Raw genomic sequence first — 16452 nt, forward strand, 5'->3', positions numbered from 1 at the left:
CGGCTCAGCTTAGAGTTCACTAGTTGGACATAGACGGGGTCTCATCGAAGCGGCCCCGTGCGCAGGAGGTCGTCGTGGAGACTCCAGGGTCGCAGTCGTCGCTGCACCGAGCCAACCTGGAGCGGGTCGTACGCGCCGTGCGGCTGGCCGGGTCGCTCACGCAGGCGGAGATCGCGAGGACCACGGGGCTGTCCGCGGCGACGGTCTCCAACATCGTCCGCGAACTCAAGGACGGCGGAACGGTCGAGGTCACGCCCACCTCGGCGGGTGGCCGCCGGGCCCGCAGCGTCTCGCTGAGCGGGGACGCCGGCATTGTCATAGGCGTGGACTTCGGGCACACGCATCTGCGGGTCGCGGTCGGGAACCTCGCCCATCAGGTGCTGGCCGAGGAGTCCGAGCCACTGGACGTGGACGCGTCCTCGGACCAGGGCTTCGACCGGGCGGAGGAACTGGTCGACCGCCTGATCGCGGCGACCGGGGTCGACCGGTCCAAGATCGCCGGGGTGGGTCTCGGCGTGCCCGGCCCGATCGACGTCGAGTCCGGCACCCTGGGCTCGACCGCGATCCTGCCCGGCTGGGGCGGCACCAGGCCCGCCGAGGAGCTGCGGGGGCGGCTCGGCGTGCCGGTGCACGTGGACAACGACGCCAACCTCGGCGCCCTCGGCGAGCTGGTCTGGGGCGCCGGGCGAGGGGTGCGCGACCTGGCGTACATCAAGGTCGCCAGCGGCGTCGGCGCGGGACTCGTGATCGACGGGAAGATCTACCGCGGGCCCGGGGGCACGGCCGGAGAAATAGGGCATATTACACTTGATGAGTCCGGCCCGGTCTGCCGCTGCGGCAACCGGGGCTGCCTGGAGACCTTCACGGCCGCACGCTATGTGCTGCCCCTGCTCCAGCCCAGTCACGGCACCGACCTGACGATGGAAGGCGTCGTGCGGCTGGCCCGGGAAGGGGATCCGGGCTGCCGTCGGGTGATCGCCGACGTCGGCCGTCACATCGGCAGTGGAGTCGCCAACCTCTGCAACCTGTTGAACCCGAGCCGGGTGGTCCTGGGCGGTGATCTCGCCGAGGCCGGCGAGCTGGTTCTCGGGCCCATAAGGGAGTCCGTCGGGCGCTACGCGATCCCCAGCGCGGCGCGCCAACTGTCCATACTTCCGGGGGCACTTGGCGGCCGTGCCGAGGTGCTCGGAGCGCTCGCCCTCGCACTCAGCGAGATGGGCGATTCGACCCTTTTGGACGGCACGCTGCACGCCGCCGCGCCCGCCTTCACTTAGATAACGGATGGCACCGTTGCCAACCCGTTAAGGATTTACTTCTTGACGTCGCACGTGTGGCCGAGTTGACTTCCAGCCACCTCGGCCGCAACGACGCGGCCTCGTCAGGGAGGTTTCTGAAGTGAACACGCGTATGCGTCGTGCCGCCGTTGCCGTTGCCGTCGGTGCGATGGCCGTATCCCTCGCCGCCTGTGGCAGCGCGAAGGAGTCCGGCGACAAGGCGGACTCGTCCAAGCCCGCCGCGAAGGGCGACAACATCAAGGTCGGTCTGCTCCTGCCGGAGAACAAGACCGCCCGGTACGAGAAGTTCGACCGCCCGCTGATCGAGAAGAAGATCAAGGAGCTGACGAACAACAAGGCGACGATCCAGTACAACAACGCCCGCCAGGACGCCAGCCTCCAGGCCCAGCAGGTCGACACGATGATCACCAACAAGGTGGACGTGCTGATCCTGGACGCGGTGGACGCCAAGGCCATCAAGAACTCCGTTCAGAAGGCCAAGGACGCCGGCATCAAGGTCGTCGCCTACGACCGCCTCGCCGAGGGCCCGATCAGCGCCTACACCTCGTTCGACAACGAGGAGGTCGGCAAGACCCAGGGCGAGGCCCTGCTGACGGCGCTGGGCAGCAAGGCCACCAAGTCCTCCAAGATCGTCATGGTCAACGGCTCCGTCACCGACCCGAACGCCGCCCAGTTCAAGAAGGGCGCGCACTCCGTCCTCGACGGCAAGGTCACCATCGCCAAGGAGTACGACACCAAGGAGTGGTCGCCGGACAACGCCAACTCCGAGATGGAGGCCGCGATCTCCGCGGTCGGCGCCAAGAACATCGCGGGCGTCTACTCCGCCAACGACGGCATGGCCGGCGGTATCATCACCGCCCTGAAGGCGGCCGGCCTCTCCGTGCCGGTCACCGGCCAGGACGCGGAGCTCGCCGGTGTGCAGCGCATCGTCGCGGGTGAGCAGTACATGAGCGTTTACAAGCCGTACGCACCGGAGGCCGACGCGGCCGCCGAGATGGCCGTCGCGCTCGCCAAGGGCGAGTCCCTGGACTCCATCGCCAAGGACAAGGTCTCCAGCGGCAGCGCCACCGACGTCCCGTCGGTCCTGGTCCCGGTCACCTCGCTGACCAAGGACAACATCAAGGACACCGTCGTCAAGGACGGCGTCTACAGCGTGTCCGAGATCTGCGCCGGCAAGTACGCCGCGGCCTGCAAGAAGATCGGCCTCGAGTAAGCAGTCGCAGGTCCCTTCCCAGATACGGGAATTCGTCCTTGAATTCCCGTACGGGACGTGACGCCCCAGGCTCGTCCGGCGCCCCGTGTCCACCAGCCCCGCAGCTAGTGCGGGGCGCCGGACGGAACAAGCCCCCCCCCCACTTTCTGCACAACCTTCCGCCGGGTCAGGCGGCGAAGGAGATGGTTCACGTGTCCGCTACGCCCGTGCTGGCGTTGCGCGGGGTCTCCAAGCGGTTCGGTGCCGTTCAGGCGCTCACCGACGTAGAGCTTGAGGTCCACGCCGGTGAAGTGGTCGCCCTGGTGGGCGACAACGGCGCCGGAAAGTCCACGCTGGTCAAGACGATCGCCGGCGTGCACCCCATCGATGAGGGTGTCATCGAATGGGACGGCAAGGCCGTCCAGATCAACCGGCCGCACGACGCCCAGGCCCTGGGCATCGCGACCGTCTACCAGGACCTCGCGCTGTGCGACAACATCGACGTCGTCGGCAACCTCTTCCTCGGCCGTGAGCTGCGGAAGTGGGGCGTCCTCGACGAGGTCGAGATGGAGCGCCGCTCCCAGGAACTGCTGCGGACGCTGTCCATCCGCATCCCGAGCGTGCGCATCCCGATCGCCTCGCTGTCCGGCGGTCAGCGCCAGACGGTCGCCATCGCCCGCTCCATGCTCGGCGAGCCGAAGCTGGTCATCCTCGACGAGCCCACCGCGGCGCTCGGCGTCGAGCAGACCGCCCAGGTCCTCGACCTGGTGGAGCGGCTGCGCGAGCGCGGCCACGCCGTCATCCTCATCAGCCACAACATGGCCGACGTCAAGGCCGTGGCGGACAAGGTCGCCGTGCTGCGTCTGGGCCGCAACAACGGCGTCTTCGAGGTGAAGACCACCTCCCAGGAGGAGATCATCTCCGCCATCACCGGCGCCACCGACAACGCCGTGACCCGGCGTGCGGCCCGCGCCACCAGCACGAACGGGGAGGTTTCCCAGTGAGCGTCGACAAGACCTCCGCGACCGCCAAGGACGCACCCGTCGTCGAGAACCCCGAGGCCGCCGCGGCCGCGGTGACCGCGGTCGACCCGCGGCTGCTCGTGCGCGAGCAGGGACTGACGGGCTACATCGGCGAGTTCAAGCGCAAGATGAAGACCGGCGAGCTGGGCTCCATCCCGGTCGTCATCGGCCTGATCGCCATCTGCGTCATCTTCCAGAGCCTGAACTCCCAGTTCCTGTCCGCGCAGAACCTCAGTGACATCACCGTCACGATGGTCGGCACGGGCATGATCTCCGTCGGCATCGTCTTCGTGCTGCTGCTCGGCGAGATCGACCTGTCCGTCGGCTCGGTCAGCGGCGCGGCCAGCGCCATCGCCGCCGTCCTCGCCGTCAACCAGGGCTGGCCCGAGTGGGCCGCCGTGCTCATCGCCGTCGCCGCCGGCGCGGCCATCGGCGCGCTGCACGGGTTCTTCTTCGCGGTGCTCGGCGCCCCCGCCTTCGCGGTGACCCTGGCCGGCCTGCTGTTCTGGCTCGGCTTCATGCTCAAGATCCTGGGCGAGAACGGCACGATCAACCTCGACAGCGACGGCCTGATCGGCAAGCTGACCACGTACTTCTTCTCCGACGTGGCCGCCGCCTACGGGCTCGCCGTCGCCGTGGTCGCGGTGTTCTTCATCTCCTCGTTCCTGGGCAACCGGCGCCGGGAGGCCGCGGGCATCCCGTCCCGGCCGCTCAGCGACACGATCCTGCGCACGGTGCTGCTGGCCGTGGTCTCCTTCGCCGCGGCCGCGATGTACAACCAGTACAAGGGCCTGCCGCTGGCCACGGTGATCTTCCTGGTCTTCCTGATCGGCACCGACTTCGTGCTGCGCCGCACCGCCTACGGCCGCAAGATCTTCGCGCTCGGCGGCAGCGTCGAGGCCTCGCGGCGCGCGGGCATCAACGTCACCGCGATCCGGATCTCGGTCTTCGCGATCTCCGGCGGCTTCGCGGCCGTCGGCGGCCTGTTCCTGGCCTCGAAGATCGCGTCGGCCAACCAGAGCGCCGGCGCCGGCGACCTGCTGATGAACGCGATCGCCGCCGCGGTCATCGGCGGCACCTCGCTGTTCGGCGGCCGCGGCCGCACCTGGAACGCCCTGCTGGGCGTCCTGGTGATCGTCTCCATCCAGTACGGCCTCCAGCTGGAGTCCATCGCCGAGCCGGTGAAGTACATGATCACCGCGGCGGTGCTGCTCACCACGGTCGTGATCGACTCGGTCACCCGCAAGACGCAGAAGACGGCCGGACGGGCGTAACGTCCCCGCAACGCTCTGTGCCCGGCGCCGACGGCGGCGCCGGGCACAGTCGTGTCGTAGGACGGTCCGATCATGGGTACTGCCGAACGCGTGACCTACGACGCACCGCCCGGAGCCCGGCCGCAACGGCGGAACACTAGACTCGACACGCCCGGCAACAGCTCGATCAGCTCTACCGCAAGGAGGAACGGGTGCCGCTGCTGACCCGCATCAGGGGACCGCGCGATCTGGACCGGCTCAGCCTGGAGCAGCTGGACCAGCTGGCAGAGGAGATCCGGACATTCCTCGTCGACGCCGTCTCCAAGACCGGCGGCCACCTCGGCCCCAACCTCGGTGTGGTCGAGCTGACCATCGCCCTGCACCGCGTCTTCGACTCCCCGAAGGACAAGGTGCTCTGGGACACGGGCCACCAGTCCTACGTGCACAAGCTGCTGACCGGCCGGCAGGACTTCTCCCGGCTGAAGATGAAGGGCGGCCTGTCCGGCTACCCCTCGCAGGCCGAGTCCGAGCACGACGTCATCGAGAACAGCCACGCCTCCACGGTGCTGGGCTGGGCCGACGGCCTGGCCAAGGCCAACCAGATCCTCGGCCGCGACGACCACGTCGTCGCGGTGATCGGTGACGGCGCGCTGACCGGCGGCATGGCCTGGGAGGCGCTGAACAACATCGCCGAGGCCAAGGACCGCCCGCTGGTCATCGTCGTCAACGACAACGAGCGCTCGTACGCCCCGACCATCGGCGGCCTCGCCAACCACCTGGCCACGCTGCGGACGACCGACGGCTACGAGCGCTTCCTCACCCGCACCAAGGAGATCCTCGACCGCACCCCGGTCGTCGGCAAGCCGCTGTACGAGACCCTGCACGGCGCCAAGAAGGGCCTGAAGGACTTCATCGCCCCGCAGGGCATGTTCGAGGACCTCGGCCTGAAGTACGTCGGCCCGATCGACGGCCACGACATCGAGGCCCTGGAGTCCGCGCTGGCGCGTGCCAAGCGCTTCGGCGGGCCCGTCATCGTGCACTGCCTCACCGAGAAGGGCCGCGGCTACCAGCCCGCCCTCCAGGACGAGGCGGACCGCTTCCACGCCGTCGGCAAGATCCACCCCGACACCGGCCTGCCCATCGCGACCTCCGGCGCCGACTGGACGTCCGTCTTCGGCGAGGAGATGGTCGCTCTCGGCAAGGAGCGCGAGGACATCGTCGCCATCACCGCCGCGATGCTCCAGCCGGTCGGCCTCGACAAGTTCGCCAAGGCCTTCCCCGACCGGGTCTTCGACGTCGGCATCGCCGAGCAGCACGGCGCCGTGTCCGCCGCGGGCCTGGCGCACGGCGGGCTGCACCCCGTCTTCGCCGTCTACGCCACCTTCCTCAACCGTGCCTTCGACCAGGTCCTGATGGACGTCGCCCTGCACAAGTGCGGGGTGACCTTCGTCCTGGACCGGGCCGGCGTCACCGGCACCGACGGCGCCTCCCACAACGGCATGTGGGACATGTCGATCCTCCAGGTCGTGCCGGGCCTCCGGCTCGCCGCCCCGCGCGACGCCGACCAGGTCCGCGCCCAGCTGCGCGAGGCCGTCGAGGTCGACGACGCGCCCACCGTGGTCCGTTTCTCCAAGGGCGCCGTCGGCCCCGCCGTACCCGCCGTGGGCCGCGTGGGCGGCATGGACGTGCTGCGCGAACCCGGCACCCGGACCCCGGACGTGCTGCTGGTCTCCGTGGGCGCCCTGGCGCCGATGTGCCTGGAGATCGCCGCGCTCCTCGACAAGCAGGGCATCTCCACCACCGTCGTCGACCCGCGCTGGGTCAAGCCGGTCGACGAGGCCATGGCCCCGCTCGCGGAGCGCCACCGCGTCGTCGTCACCGTCGAGGACAACTCCCGCGCCGGCGGTGTCGGCTCGGCGATCGCCCAGGCCCTGCGCGACGCGGGCGTGGACGTGCCGCTGCGCGACTTCGGTATCCCGCCGCGCTTCCTCGACCACGCCTCCCGCGCCGAGGTCATGGCCGAGATCGGCCTCACCGCGCCGGACATCGCCCGTCAGGTCACCGGTCTGGTCTCCAAGCTGGACGGCCGGTTCGACCGTACGGGCGACCGGGTCGACTCCGTGGAGCCCGCGCGCGACTGACGCCGGCGCTCCGTGAGCCGGGGCGCGACTGACGCCGGCGCTCCGTGAGCCGGGGCGCGACTGACGCCGGCGCTCCGTGACGCCGGGGCGCGACTGACGCCACCGCCCGCGTCCGTACGGGCCGATGTCACCACCTTCCCGGTGGGGACATCGGCCCGTACGCGTGAAAACCGGCCGCGCCGGGGCACACGTACCACGCCCCCTCTCGATCATGTCGAGGACGACGAGCGTGGGAGGTACGCCCGTGAGCAGCAACCTCTTCCGGACGAAGAAGGTCGAGCAGTCCATCCGGGACACGGAGGAACCGGAGCACGCGCTCAGGAAAACCCTGTCCGCCCTCGACCTGACGGTCTTCGGCGTCGGCGTCATCATCGGCACGGGCATCTTCGTGCTCACCGGCACGGTCGCCAAGAACAACGCGGGCCCCGCGGTGTCCCTGTCGTTCGTGGTGGCCGGCGTGGTCTGCGGGCTGGCCGCGCTGTGCTACGCGGAGTTCGCCTCCAGCGTGCCGGTGGCCGGGTCCGCGTACACCTTCTCCTACGCCTCCCTCGGCGAACTGCCCGCCTGGACCATCGGCTGGGACCTGGTCCTGGAGTTCGCGCTCGGCACGGCGGTGGTGGCCGTCGGCTGGTCCGGCTACGTCCGCTCGCTGCTGGACAACGCGGGCTGGCACATGCCCGAGTACCTGTCCGGCCGGGACGGCGCCCACGGCTTCGGCTTCGACATCCTCGCCGCCGCGCTGGTGCTGGTGCTCACGGCCATCCTGGTGGTCGGCATGAAGCTGTCCGCGCGGGTCACCACGGTCGTCGTCGCGATCAAGGTGACGGTCGTCCTCCTCGTCATCATCGCGGGCGCCTTCTTCATCGACAGCGGCAACTACGACCCGTTCGTCCCGAAGGCGCAGCCGGGCGAGGCGGGCGGCAACATCAAGGCCCCCCTGATCCAGCTGATGTTCGGCTGGGCCCCCTCCAACTTCGGCGTGATGGGCATCTTCACCGCCGCATCCGTCGTCTTCTTCGCCTTCATCGGCTTCGACATCGTGGCCACGGCCGCCGAGGAGACCCGGCACCCGCAGCGCGACATGCCCCGCGGCATCCTCGGCTCGCTGTTCATCTGCACCGCCCTGTACGTCGCGGTGTCCATCGTCGTCACCGGCATGCAGAAGTACAGCAAGCTGTCCGTGGACGCCCCGCTCGCCGACGCCTTCAAGGCCATCGGGCACCCTTGGTACGCGGGCGTGATCAGCTTCGGCGCCGCCGTCGGTCTCACCACCGTCTGCATGATCCTGCTGCTCGGCCAGACCCGGGTGTTCTTCGCCATGAGCCGCGACGGGCTGCTGCCGCGGTTCTTCTCCCACGTGCACCCGCGCTTCCGCACCCCGCACCGGCCGACCATCCTGCTCGGCGTCCTCATCGCGGTCATCGCGGGCTTCACCAGCCTCAGCGAACTCGCCGAGCTGGTGAACATCGGCACGCTGTTCGCGTTCGTCGTGGTCGCGCTCAGCGTCATCATCCTGCGCCGGACCCGGCCGGACCTGCACCGCTCGTTCCGGACGCCGTGGGTGCCGTTCCTGCCGATCCTGTCGGTGTGCGCCTCGCTGTGGCTGATGCTGAACCTGCCTGCCGAGACGTGGCTGCGGTTCGCGGTGTGGATGGTGATCGGCTTCTTCGTGTACTTCCTCTACGGCCGCACCCACAGCCGCCTCGGCCGCGAGCAGGCGGCGGAGGCCGACGGGCAGCTCTCCGGCAACGGGGGGTGAGGCTCTCGTCGCCGGGCGCGCCAGTGCCTGCGGCGGCCTGTCGCGGTTCGGTGGGGGTGCGCGTAGCGCGTGCGGTGGGGGGTGGGTCGGGGCCGGGACGGGGGTGTCCGTCCTCGGAACGGCGCGGAATCGGGCGTTGGAGAGGTACTGGCGTTGACGCGCCAACCGCTGCGGGCGAACACCCCCGTCCCGTCCCCTTCCCGCCGTCGGCGGCCGCGGGTCGCGCCATCGCCCGGCGCGCTTCGCCGTCGTGCGCGGGTGTGGGTTGCGCTATCGGCCGGCGCGCTTCGCCGTCGTGCGCGGTCGCGGGTTGCGCCATCGGCTGGGTGTGCTTCGCCGTTGTGTGCGGGTGCGGGTTGCACCATCGGCTGGGCGTTGTGTGCGGGTGCGGGTGGTGCTTTGTCAGGTTGGGCGGACCGAGCGGGGGCCGGTTACTTCGGCGCCCAGTTCGGTGACCCGGCGGCGCAGTTCGCGGTCTGCCGTGACGACCAGGACCGGGCGGTCGGCGGCCCGGGCGGTCAGGGCGACGATGTGGTCGTCGCCGCTGCCGGGTGCGGACTCCACCCGTACGCCCGGTACGGCCTCCACGCCCCGTGCCGCGCCCTCGACGACGAGGACCAGTTCCAGCGGGCCGGAGCGGCCCGGCAGGCCGTCCGACGCCAGCCGGTCCCGTAGACGTTCAGCGGCTCCCCGCCGGTCCCGCCACCAGCCGTCGGGCACCGACCCGACCACGTTCGCGCCGTCGACGATCACCAGCAGGGGGAGTTCCTCGTCCATGCGGCAAGGGTGACAGGTCAGTCGGCGTCGAAGCTGGCGAAGTACGCCGCCACCATGTCCTCGTCGCCGTGGCCCTGTGCCGCGGCGCGCTCCAGGCGCTCGGCGCTCGCGGCGGCGACGTCCAGGCGTACGCCGTTCTGCCGCCCCGCCTCGACGATCAGCCGCGCGTCCTTGGCCGCGGTGACCACCGCGAACTGGGCGGGGGTCAGCTGGTCGTTCAGCACCAGGTTGGTCTTGGCGTGCAGGTAGCCCATGTCGAGAGGGCCGCCGGCGATCAGGTCGAAGAACCGCTGCGGGTCGACGTCGAGGGCCTGCGCCAGCGCCAGCACCTCGCCGGCCGCGGCGGTGGCCGCGAGCACCCAGCTGTTGGCGACCAGCTTCAGCCGGGACGCGCTGCCGTCCGCGCCGTCCTCCCCGGTCCACACCGTGCGGGCGCCCACCGCGTCGAACACCGGCTGCACCGCCGCCCGCCCCTCGGCGGGCCCGGCGGCCAGTACGGTCAACTGGCCCGCCTCCGCGGGCTGGCGGGTGCCGAGCACCGGGGCGTCGTAGAACAGCAGGCCGTGCTCACGGGCGAAGGCGGCCAGTTCGCCGGTCGCCTCGATGCCGGCGGTGGTCGACTGCACCCAGGCGGCGCCGGGCCGCAGCGCCTCGGCGGCGTCGCGCATGACGTCCAGGGCGGCCGGACCGTCGTACAGGATCGTCAGCACCACGTCGGCGCCCCGCACCGCCTCGGCGGGGCTGTCGGCGACCTGCGCGCCGTCGGCGGCGAGCGGCTCGGCCTTGGCGCGGGTGCGGTTCCAGACGCGGACGGTGTGGCCCGCGCGGGCGAGGTTGCGGGCCATCGCGGCCCCCATGATGCCCGTGCCGAGGACGCTCACGGTCAGCTTGTCGGTCATGTCGGTTTCCCTTTCCGGGTCTGCGTTTTGCCAGGCCCCAGCCTGCCCGTTCGACCGGCCGGTACCCGCCCGGGGGGCCGCCCGCTTAGAGTGAACCGGTGAACGGCGACTGGCTCTTGCGCGGCCGTGACGGCCGGCTCAGTGTCTATCTGCGCGTGGACGACGCCGTCCTGTGCCGGGCGGAAAGCGCACCCGGCGGCCCGTGGGCGGCCGCCCGGAGGATCGGCGGGGAGCAGAGACTGCTCGGCTCGTGCGCCGTCGGCCAGGGACCCGACCGGTACGCCCATTTGGCCGCGTGGCGGCCCACCGTCTCCGGCGAGGCGGGCCTCGTCCACTCCACCCACTTCCGGCCGCTGCTCGCCGCCCTCGACTGGGTTCCGGTCGGCCACCCCAACAAGAAGGGCGCTGTCACCGGCACGCCCGCCGTGGCGGTCGACGCGCAGGGCCGGGGCCACGTCTTCGTGCGGAACGGGGGCGGCGGGGTGAGCATGGTCGCCCAGAAGGAGAAGGGCGGCTGGGACCCCTGGCGGGACCTCAAGGGCGCTGATGTGCGGGACGGGTTGGCGGCGGTGACGGGGGAGTCGGGGCGGGTGGAGCTGTACGCGGCCGTGCCCGGCGGCATCCTGCACTGGCGGCAGGAGGAGCCGGGCGCGCGGCCGGTCCTCCAGGAGGCGCTGGAGACGCCGGTCCGTCCGGGCACCCTGTACGCGCTGGCGACCTCCGCGGAGAGCACGACCCTTTTTTACACCGATGATTCGGGTGACCTGTGCGCCTGGCGTCCTGGCTCCAAGCCGGCCGCCCTGCTGCCCTCCGCGGGCCCCGGCCCGGTCCGGGCCGTCCGCTGCGAACTCGACGGGTACGACTGCACGTTGCTCGCCCAGCGTTCGGCGAGCGGCCGGGTGGCTTTCGCCGCGTACCCGACCGAGCAGGAGTCGGCCGGCGCCTGGTGGGCGGAGTCCGGGCCGCTGCTCCCCGAGGACGCCGGGGTGTCGCCCGCCGTGGACGAGGACGGCCGTGTGGTGGCGGCTACGTCGTCCCCGTCCACCGGGAGTCTGCTGCTCACCCGCCGCAAGGACGAGCCGGGCCTCGCGCTGGAGGCGTGGCGGGAGGCATGAGGAGACGAAGGAGGGCCTCCGCCGTGTGGCGGAGGCCCTCCTCAGGGGTGTGCGGCGGTTACGCGGGGACCGACGCCACGCCCGGGGCCAGGAACTTCTTGCCGTTGACGCGCTCGGAGACGCCCTCGCGGTCCAGGTACGGAGTGATGCCGCCCAGGTGGAAGGGCCAGCCGGCGCCGGTGATCAGGCACAGGTCGACGTCCTGGGCCTCGGCGACGACGCCCTCGTCGAGCATCAGGCCGATCTCCTGGGCCACCGCGTCCAGGACGCGGTCGCGGACCTGCTCCTCGGTCAGCACCGTGTCGCCCTGCTTCAGCAGCGCGGCGACCTCCGGGTCCAGCTCCGGCTTGCCGCTGTCGTAGACGTAGAAGCCGCGCTTGCCCGCCTTGACGACGGCGGCGAGGTTCTCGGAGACCGTGAAGCGGTCCGGGAACGCCCGGTGGAGCGTCTCGGAGACGTGCAGGCCGATCGCCGGGCCGACCAGCTCGAGGAGGACCAGGGGAGACATCGGCAGGCCCAGCGGCTCGACCGCCTTCTCCGCGACCTCGACCGGGGTGCCCTCGTCGATGACGTTCTGGATCTCGCCCATGAAGCGGGTCAGGATGCGGTTGACCACGAACGCCGGGGCGTCCTTGACCAGGACCGCGGTCTTCTTCAGCTTCTTGGCCACCGCGAACGCGGTCGCCAGGGAGGCGTCGTCGGTCTGCTCGCCGCGGACGATCTCCAGGAGCGGGAGGACGGCCACGGGGTTGAAGAAGTGGAAGCCGACGACCCGCTCGGGGTTCTTCAGCTTCGACGCCATCTCCGTGACGGAGAGGGAGGAGGTGTTGGTGGCGAGGATCGCGTGCGCCGGGGCGACCGCCTCGACCTCCGCGAACACCTGCTGCTTGACGCCGATCTCCTCGAACACGGCCTCGATGATGAAGTCCGCGTCCGCGAAGCCTTCCGCCTTGTCCAGGACGCCCGTGACGAGGGCCTTCAGGCGGTTGGCCTTGTCCTGGTTGACGCGGCCCTTGGCGAGCAGCTTGTCGATCTCGGCGTGGACGTAGCCCACACCCTTGTCGACGCGCTCCTGGTCGATGTCCGTGAGGACGACCGGGACCTCCAGGCGGCGCAGGAAGAGCAGGGCGAGCTGGCTGGCCATCAGGCCGGCGCCGACCACGCCCACCTTGGTGACCGGGCGGGCCAGCGACTTGTCCGGCGCGCCGGCCGGCCGCTTGCCGCGCTTCTGCACCAGGTTGAACGCGTAGATGCCGGCGCGCAGTTCGCCGCCCATGATGAGGTCGGCGAGCGCCTTGTCCTCGGCGTCGTAGCCCTGCTGGAGCTCACCGTTCTTGGCGGCGGCGATGATGTCCAGGGCGCGGTAGGCGGCCGGGGCCGCGCCGTGCACCTTGGAGTCCGCGACGAAGCGGCCCTTGGCGACGGCCTGGTCCCAAGCCTCGCCGCGGTCGATCACCGGGCGCTCGACGACGATCTCGCCCTTGAGGACGGACGCCGTCCAGATCAGCGACTGCTCCAGGAAGTCGGCGCCCTCGAACAGCGCGTCGGCGATCCCGAGCTCGTGGACCTGCTTGCCCTTGAGCTGCTTGTTCTGGTTGAGGCTGTTCTCGATGATGACCGAGACGGCCTTGTCGGCGCCGATCAGGTTCGGCAGCAGCGTGCAGCCGCCCCAGCCGGGCACCAGACCGAGGAAGACCTCGGGCAGCGAGAACGCCGGGAGGGCCGCGGACACCGTGCGGTAGGTGCAGTGCAGGCCGATCTCCACGCCGCCGCCCATGGCCGCGCCGTTGTAGTACGCGAAGGTGGGGACGGCCAGCTTCGACAGCCGCTTGAAGACGTCGTGGCCGCCCTTGCCGATGGCGAGCGCGTCCTCGTGCCGCTTGAGCAGCTCGACGCCCTTGAGGTCGGCGCCGACGGCGAAGATGAACGGCTTGCCGGTCACGCCGACGCCGACGATCTCGCCGTCCGCGGCCTCCTTCTCGACCTGGTCGATGGCGGCGTCGATGTTCGCCAGCGACTGCGGGCCGAGGGTGGTCGGCTTGGTGTGGTCGTGCCCGTTGTCGAGCGTGATCAGCGCGAAGCGGCCCGCGTTCAGGGGCAGGTCGAAGTGGCGTACGTGCGCACTGGTGACGACCTCGTCCGGGAACAGCTCGGCCGCGCCCTTGAGCAGTTCGGCGGTGGTGCTCACTTGTCCCCCTCGAAGTGCGGGTTCTCCCAGATGACCGTCGCGCCCATGCCGAAGCCGACGCACATGGTGGTCAGGCCGTAGCGGACGTGCGGCTGCTCCTCGAACTGGCGGGCCAGCTGCGTCATCAGACGGACGCCGGAGGAGGCGAGCGGGTGACCGAAGGCGATGGCGCCGCCGTACTGGTTGACGCGCTCGTCGTCGTCGGCGATGCCGTAGTGGTCGAGGAAGGCCAGGACCTGGACGGCGAACGCCTCGTTGATCTCGAAGAGGTTGATGTCCTCGATCGACAGGCCCGCCTTGGCGAGGGCCTTCTCCGTCGACGGGATCGGGCCGTAGCCCATGACCTCCGGCTCGACGCCCGCGAAGGCGTAGGAGACCAGCCGCATCTTGACCGGCAGGCCGTTCTCGCGGGCGAAGTCCTCGGAGGCGATGATCGAGGCGGTCGCGCCGTCGTTCAGACCGGCCGCGTTGCCCGCGGTGACCCGGCCGTGCACGCGGAACGGCGTCTTCAGGCCCTGCAGGTTCTCCAGGGTGGTGCCCGGGCGCATCGGCTCGTCCGCCGTGACCAGGCCCCAGCCCGTCTCGCCGGCCTCGGGGCTGGTGCGCCGTACGGAGATCGGGACCAGGTCGGCCTGGATCTTGCCGTTGGCGTACGCCTTGGCGGCCTTGTCCTGCGAGCGCACCGCGTACTCGTCGGCGCGCAGCTTGGTGATGTGCGGGAAGCGGTCGTGCAGGTTCTCCGCCGTCATGCCCATGAACAGGGCGGACTCGTCGACCAGCTTCTCGCTGACGAACCGCGGGTTGGGGTCGACGCCCTCGCCCATCGGGTGGCGGCCCATGTGCTCGACACCGCCGGCGATGACGGCGTCGTACGCGCCGAACGCGATGGAGCCGGCCGTGGTCGTCACGGCGGTCAGGGCGCCCGCGCACATGCGGTCGATGGAGTAGCCGGGCACCGACTGGGGCAGGCCCGCGAGGATGCCGGCGGTGCGGCCCAGCGTCAGACCCTGGTCGCCGATCTGCGTGGTCGCGGCGATGGCGACCTCGTCGATCTTCTTCGGGTCCAGGCCCGGGTTGCGGCGCAGCAGCTCCCGGATCGCCTTCACGACCAGGTCGTCGGCGCGGGTCTCGTGGTAGATGCCCTTCGGGCCCGCCTTGCCGAAGGGGGTGCGGACGCCGTCGACGAACACGACGTCCCTGACAGTACGAGGCACGATGGCTCTCCTCCAGGGTGCGGGATGGCACTGCTGCGACACGCTGAGCGCGCGCTCAGGCTTATGCTACTTGTGGGTAACACTGCTGCACACCCCCAACGGCTGGAGCGGCGAAGGTCACACCCGAACGGCCCCCACGGCGCCGCCGTCGACCTCCGCGAGGGGGCGGCCGTCGACGGCTTCCGCGTCTTCTTCCTCCGGGTGCCGGACCGGGATCTCCTCCGTGCGCCGGGCCGGGATCTTCAGGATCTTGGCGTGATCTCGACGTCGGGCGGTGCCGGAAGACCCGGGCGGCGGTCAGGCGGACAGGGCGGTCACCAGCACCGGCGTGACCTGTTCCACCTGCCAGGGCCGCGCGCCGTGCCCGGTGAGCGCGGCCGCCACCGACTCCGCGTCCACGACCTGCGGCGGTTCCCAGCACACGCGCCGCACGGTGTCCGGCGTGATCAGGTTCTCCTGCGGCATGTTCAGCCGCTCCGCCAGCGCCGACACCGCGGCCCGCGCCGCCGACAGCCGGGCCGCGGCGGCCGGGTCCTTGTCGGCCCAGGCCCGCGGCGGCGGGGGGCCCGTCACCGGCTGGCCGGGCTGCGGGAGCTGGGCGTCGGGGAGTTCCTTGGCGCGGTCCACCGCGGCCTGCCACTGCTCCAGCTGGCGGCGTCCCATGCGGTGCCCGAACCCGTTCAGCGCGGCCAGCGCGTGCACGTTGGCCGGTATCGCCAGCGCCGCCTCGACGATCGCGGCGTCGCCGAGCACCTTGCTCGGGGAGACGTCCCGCCGCTGGGCGATCCGGTCCCGGGTCTGCCACAGCTCGCGCACGACGGCGAGCTGCCGGCGCCGGCGCACCTTGTGCATCCCGGAGGTGCGGCGCCAGGGGTCCTTGCGCGGCTCGGCGGGCGGCGCGGCCGCGATGGCGTCGAACTCCTGCAGGGCCCACTCCAGCTTGCCCTGCCGGTCCAGCTCCTTCTCCAGCGCGTCGCGCAGGTCCACCAGCAACTCGACGTCCAGCGCCGCGTACCGCAGCCACGGCTCGGGCAGCGGGCGGGTGGACCAGTCGACGGCGGAGTGTCCCTTCTCCAGGACGAATCCGAGGACGCCCTCGACCATGGCGCCCAGCCCGACCCGCGGGAACCCGGCGAGGCGCCCCGCGAGTTCGGTGTCGAACAGCCGGGTCGGCACCATGCCTATCTCCCGCAGGCACGGCAGGTCCTGGGAGGCCGCGTGCAGCACCCACTCCGCGTCGGCCAGCACCTCGCCGAGACCGGAGAGGTCGGGGCAGGCCACCGGGTCCACCAGCGCGCTGCCCGCGCCCTCGCGGCGCAGCTGGACGAGGTAGGCCCGCTGGCCGTAGCGGTAGCCGGAGGCGCGCTCGGCGTCGACGGCCACGGGTCCGGAGCCGGCGGCGAAGGCGGCGATCACCTCGGCGAGGGCGTCCTCGTCGGCGGTGACGGGCGGAATGCCCTCGCGCGGGTCCAGCAAAGGAATCGGCGCCCCGTCGTCAGTAGATCCGCCGTCGTCCGGAGGGGCGCCTCCGGTGGTTCGCAGTGAGATGTCTGCTGCGGTCTCTTGGGCGTCGGTCACCTGTCAAGGGTATCTGTGT

At 71.1% G+C, this 16452-nt stretch carries 11 protein-coding genes and 1 pseudogene; 7 read left to right on the forward strand and 5 right to left on the reverse strand.

Annotation, left to right across the window (positions count from 1 at the left end; genetic code table 11):
• Positions 1–74 precede the first annotated feature (74 nt).
• The 6 genes from ACZ5GT_RS14820 to ACZ5GT_RS14845 all read left to right on the forward strand — a co-directional run bounded on the left by ACZ5GT_RS14820 (position 75) and on the right by ACZ5GT_RS14845 (position 8662).
• Entirely contained in the window at positions 75–1274 is a 1200-nt protein-coding gene (locus tag ACZ5GT_RS14820; protein ID WP_469021639.1) for an ROK family transcriptional regulator, read from the forward strand.
• Between the two features lie 133 nt (positions 1275–1407).
• Entirely contained in the window at positions 1408–2508 is a 1101-nt protein-coding gene (locus ACZ5GT_RS14825) for a substrate-binding domain-containing protein (RefSeq protein ID WP_469022070.1), read from the forward strand.
• Positions 2509–2690: 182 nt separating this feature from the next.
• On the forward strand, positions 2691–3491 hold the full coding sequence (locus ACZ5GT_RS14830) for an ATP-binding cassette domain-containing protein (protein WP_360757507.1): 801 nt from the start codon (positions 2691–2693) through the stop codon (positions 3489–3491).
• Positions 3488–4783, forward strand: coding sequence for a sugar ABC transporter permease (locus ACZ5GT_RS14835; RefSeq protein ID WP_469021644.1), 1296 nt, complete (start codon positions 3488–3490; stop codon positions 4781–4783). The genes ACZ5GT_RS14830 and ACZ5GT_RS14835 overlap by 4 nt, the downstream gene beginning before the upstream one ends.
• A 191-nt stretch (positions 4784–4974) precedes the next feature.
• Positions 4975–6903 (forward strand): 1-deoxy-D-xylulose-5-phosphate synthase, encoded by a 1929-nt coding sequence (gene dxs, locus ACZ5GT_RS14840; protein ID WP_351895081.1) that lies wholly within the window; start codon positions 4975–4977, stop codon positions 6901–6903.
• A 244-nt stretch (positions 6904–7147) separates the two neighbouring features.
• Positions 7148–8662 (forward strand): amino acid permease, encoded by a 1515-nt coding sequence (locus ACZ5GT_RS14845; RefSeq protein WP_469021650.1) that lies wholly within the window; start codon positions 7148–7150, stop codon positions 8660–8662.
• 402 nt (positions 8663–9064) lie between these two features.
• Here the strand turns inward: ACZ5GT_RS14845 and ACZ5GT_RS14850 are convergent, their stop codons facing one another.
• Both ACZ5GT_RS14850 and ACZ5GT_RS14855 read right to left on the reverse strand, forming a co-directional pair.
• On the reverse strand, positions 9065–9439 hold the full coding sequence (locus ACZ5GT_RS14850; RefSeq protein WP_469021655.1) for a PIN domain-containing protein: 375 nt from the start codon (positions 9437–9439) through the stop codon (positions 9065–9067).
• Between the two features lie 17 nt (positions 9440–9456).
• Positions 9457–10386: pseudogene (locus ACZ5GT_RS14855) on the reverse strand (NAD(P)-dependent oxidoreductase); the annotation flags it as partial.
• Between the two features lie 50 nt (positions 10387–10436).
• Between ACZ5GT_RS14855 and ACZ5GT_RS14860 the strand changes: the two are divergent.
• Positions 10437–11453, forward strand: coding sequence for a hypothetical protein (locus ACZ5GT_RS14860; protein ID WP_469021662.1), 1017 nt, complete (start codon positions 10437–10439; stop codon positions 11451–11453).
• A 58-nt stretch (positions 11454–11511) separates the two neighbouring features.
• On the opposite strand, the gene ACZ5GT_RS14865 is transcribed toward ACZ5GT_RS14860, so the two are convergent.
• From ACZ5GT_RS14865 to ACZ5GT_RS14875, 3 genes are all read right to left on the reverse strand, one after another.
• Positions 11512–13641 carry a 3-hydroxyacyl-CoA dehydrogenase NAD-binding domain-containing protein gene (locus ACZ5GT_RS14865; RefSeq protein ID WP_469021667.1) on the reverse strand — a complete coding sequence of 710 codons (2130 nt, stop codon included), beginning with the start codon at positions 13639–13641 and terminating at the stop codon, positions 11512–11514.
• Positions 13638–14855 (reverse strand): thiolase family protein, encoded by a 1218-nt coding sequence (locus ACZ5GT_RS14870; protein ID WP_469021671.1) that lies wholly within the window; start codon positions 14853–14855, stop codon positions 13638–13640. Before ACZ5GT_RS14870 ends, ACZ5GT_RS14865 begins: the two co-directional genes overlap by 4 nt.
• A gap of 297 nt (positions 14856–15152) precedes the next feature.
• Complete coding sequence (locus ACZ5GT_RS14875) at positions 15153–16433, reverse strand: HRDC domain-containing protein (protein WP_469021677.1); 1281 nt, start codon at positions 16431–16433, stop codon at positions 15153–15155.
• Positions 16434–16452: the final 19 nt, after the last annotated feature.

This window comes from Streptomyces sp. NPDC031340 (assembly GCF_055569945.1).